Below are 3,410 nucleotides of genomic sequence, written 5' to 3' on the forward strand. Positions count from 1 at the left end.
CCACGACGACGACCCCCGGCCCCGCCTCGCCCGGCCCGCGGTCCGGGACCTCGGCTCCGTCCGCCACGCCCGCCGAGCCGCTGCGCCCGCCGGTCACCGCGGCGGCGTCCGCGGAGCGCGTGAGGCGCCGCGGCGTCCTGCTCTACGCCGAACACCAGCTGCGGAACATGCGTCGCTACGGCGCGGTGCTGCTCGTCGGGGCGCTCGGCGAGCCCGTGCTCTACCTGCTGGCCATGGGCCTGGGCCTGGCCCAGCTCATGGGCGGGGGGATGCCGCAGGACGCCCTGGGCGGGGTCTCCTACGTCGCGTTCATCGCCCCGGCGCTGCTGGCCTCGGGCGCGCTGATGACCGCGTCCGTCGAGTTCTCCTACCCGGTGATGGGCGGGTTCCAGTGGCAGCGCACGTACTACGCGGCGCAGGCCACTCCGCTGTCTCCGGCGCAGATCGCCCTGGGCCACCTCGCGGCCGTGAGCCTGCGGTTCGTGTTCCAGGCCGCCGTGTTCCTGCTGGTGATGCTGGCGTTCGGCGTGGTCTCGAGCCCGTGGGCGTGGGTGCAGGTCCTCACCGCCACGCTCGGCGGGCTCGCCGTCGGCGCGCCGATCATGGCGTTCGCGGCCTCCCTGAAGGAGGACAAGGGCCAGTTCGCCACCCTGCAGCGGCTCGTGGTCATGCCCCTGTTCCTGTTCTCCGCCACCTTCTACCCGCTCGAGGCGCTGCCGGTGTGGCTGCGCTGGATCGGCTGGCTCTCCCCGCAGTGGCATGCCGCCCAGCTCGGCCGCGTGCTCTCCTACGGGATGGTCGAGCCGGCCTGGCTCACCGTGGTGCACGTGGCGTTCCTGCTGGCCCTCGCGCTCGGCGGGGCCTGGCTCGCGGTGCGGATCTACACGCGCCGCCTCGGCTGGGTCCGCGGCACCCCGGACCGCGACGCCGTCACGGCCGCCCGTCGCGACCGTGCCCCGCGCCTGGGCCGCCGTGCCCCGCGCCTGGGCCGCCGTGCCGCGCGCACCGGGGCCGCCCGCGCCGACGTCGCACCCGCCGCCGCGCAGGCGGACCCGGCTGCGCCGTCGTCCTCGGTGGTGCGGGAACACGCCGTCGCCGTGCCGCCCCTGCCCGAGATCCCCGTCCGCCGCGGCCCGCTGGCCGGCGCGTACTCGGGCAACGTGCGCGCGGTGATGGAGCGGGCGTTCCTGTCCCTGAAGTCCAACAACTGGGTGGTGTTCTTCTCCGGGTTCTTCGAGCCCGTGCTCTACCTGGCCTCCCTGGGGCTCGGGCTCGGTGCGCTGGTCGGCGACGTGGCCGGCCCGGATGGCACCCCCGTCCCGTACGGCATGTACCTCGCCCCCGCACTGCTGGCGGTCTCGGCGATGAACGGCGCCATCTACGACTCCACGTGGAACGTGTTCTTCAAGCTGCGCTACGCGAAGACGTACCAGACCATGCTCTCCACGCGGTTGGGCCCGCTGGACGTGGCACTCGGGGAGATCGCGATGGCACTGCTGCGCGGGCTGATCTACGCGGTCGGCTTCCTGATCGTCATGACCGTGGCCGGTCTCGTCACCTCGTGGACGGCGCTGCTCATGATCCCCGGCGCCCTGCTCGTGGCGCTGGGCTTCGCCTCCCTCGGCATGGCGGTGACGAGCTGGATGAAGACGTTCCAGCACATGGACTGGGTCCAGATCGTGCTGATGCCCATGTTCCTGTTCTCGGCCACGTTCTTCCCGCTCGCGGTCTACCCGGAGCCGATCCAGTGGGTGATCCGCGTGTTCCCGCTGTGGCACGCGGTGGAGATGATGCGCGCGCTCGCGGTGGGGGCGCTGAGCTGGGCGACCGCCGGCCACGTTCTCTACTTCGTGGTGATGGCCGGCGTCGGGGTGTGGCTCGCCGCCCGCCGGCTCGGCGCGCTGTTCCTGCGCTGAGGCCCCCGCGGGCCGGTCAGGCCGCGCGCACCGCGCGGCGCCGCCGGACCACGTCCAGGGCCGCGACCACGGCGGTGAGCGCCCAGCACACGGCCACCATGCCCATGGCGGTCGAGGCCGCGTGCGCGTACGCCGCGGCCGACGGTGGCCCGGCGCTCTCGGCTGCGGCGCCGGCCAGGGCCGCGAAGAACGCGCCCGTCACCACGGACAGGCCCAGGGCGGTGCCGAGGCGCTGCGCCGTCTGGGCGACGCCGCCGGCCGCCCCCGCCTCGTGGCCGGCGACGTCGTCCATCATCAGCACCTGCGTGCTGGTGAGCAGCAGGGCCTGCGAGGCCGACTGCACGATCAGCCCCACCCCCACGATCCACGGCGACCACGCGCCGGCTGCGCTGCGCTCGAACGCGAGCGCGAGCACCCCCAGCGACACGAGGCCCACCAGAGCGCCGAGCAGCACGAGCACGGGCCCGCGCCGCTGCACCATCGAGCCCACCCACGGGGACAGAGAGGCCACGACGACGGCGCCGGGCAGACCCACGAGGCCGGCCTCGAGCGGCGTGAACCCCATGCCGCGCTGCAGGAAGATCGCCACGATCGCGAACACCGCCGGCATGGTGGCCAGGTAGATCGTGGACTCGAGCGCGCCGATCGTGAAGGACGGCCGCCGGAACAGGGCCGGGTCCACCATGGGCTGCACGCCGGTGGCCGACGCCCGGGCCTTCACGCGCTTCTCCCACAGCCACCACGCCGTCACGAGCGCGGCGGCGAGCACCAGCAGCCAGGCGGTGCCCGGGACGATGAACGGCACCATGAGGCTCACCCCGCCGGCGCCGAGCAGCAGGGCGCCCACCGGGTCGAGCGCGGCGATCCCGCGTGGTCCGGGGGCGGGGGGCAGGCCGTGCACGCGGGTGGGCGGCGGCAGCCAGAGGGCGCCCATCGCGACGGCGGCCAGGCCCACGGGCACGTTCATGAGGAACGTGGAGCGCCAGCCCCACTCGGGGCCGAACGCGCCGAGGAACAGCCCGCCGAGCAGGGGCCCCACGGCCACGCCGAGGCCCACCACGGTGCCGAAGAGCCCGTAGGCCCGCCCGCGGGCGCGGCCGTGGAAGTTCGACTGGATGAACCCGATGACCTGGGGGTTGAACACGCCCGCGCCCAGGCCCGTGAGCAGGCGCCCCGCGTTGAGCAGCAGGGTGTCCCCGGCCAAGCCGGAGAGCAGGGAGCCGAGCATGTACAGCGTGATGCCCGCCAGGAACAGGTTCTTGCGCCCCCACAGGTCGCCGGCGCGGCCCGCGGCCACGAGCACGGTGCCGAACGTCAGCGTGTACCCCGCCAGCACCCACTGCAGATCCGCGCTCGTGGCGTCCAGGCCCGACTCGATGGCCGGCAGCGCCACGTTCACCACGGACACGCTCATCAGCGCGAGGAAGAGCGGCATGAGCAGTGCGATGAGGATGCGGTGCTGGTCAGGGACTGGGACATGGGTGCTCCTCCGGA

Annotated in this window: 2 protein-coding genes; one reads left to right on the top strand and one right to left on the bottom strand. The window is 74.0% G+C overall.

What is annotated here, in order from left to right; translation table 11 throughout:
* Positions 1 to 80: 80 nt before the first annotated feature.
* Entirely contained in the window at positions 81 to 1,916 is a 1,836-nt protein-coding gene (locus J1M37_RS11740; RefSeq protein WP_166795212.1) for an ABC transporter permease, read from the top strand.
* A 16-nt stretch (positions 1,917 to 1,932) separates the two neighbouring features.
* On the opposite strand, the gene J1M37_RS10180 is transcribed toward J1M37_RS11740, so the two are convergent.
* Positions 1,933 to 3,410: MFS transporter (locus J1M37_RS10180; protein ID WP_241251021.1), on the bottom strand; the 1,478-nt coding region annotated here is incomplete at its 5' end.

It is taken from the genome of Micrococcus sp. KRD012 (assembly GCF_017168555.1).
Taxonomy (GTDB): Bacteria; Actinomycetota; Actinomycetes; order Actinomycetales; family Micrococcaceae; genus Micrococcus; species Micrococcus luteus.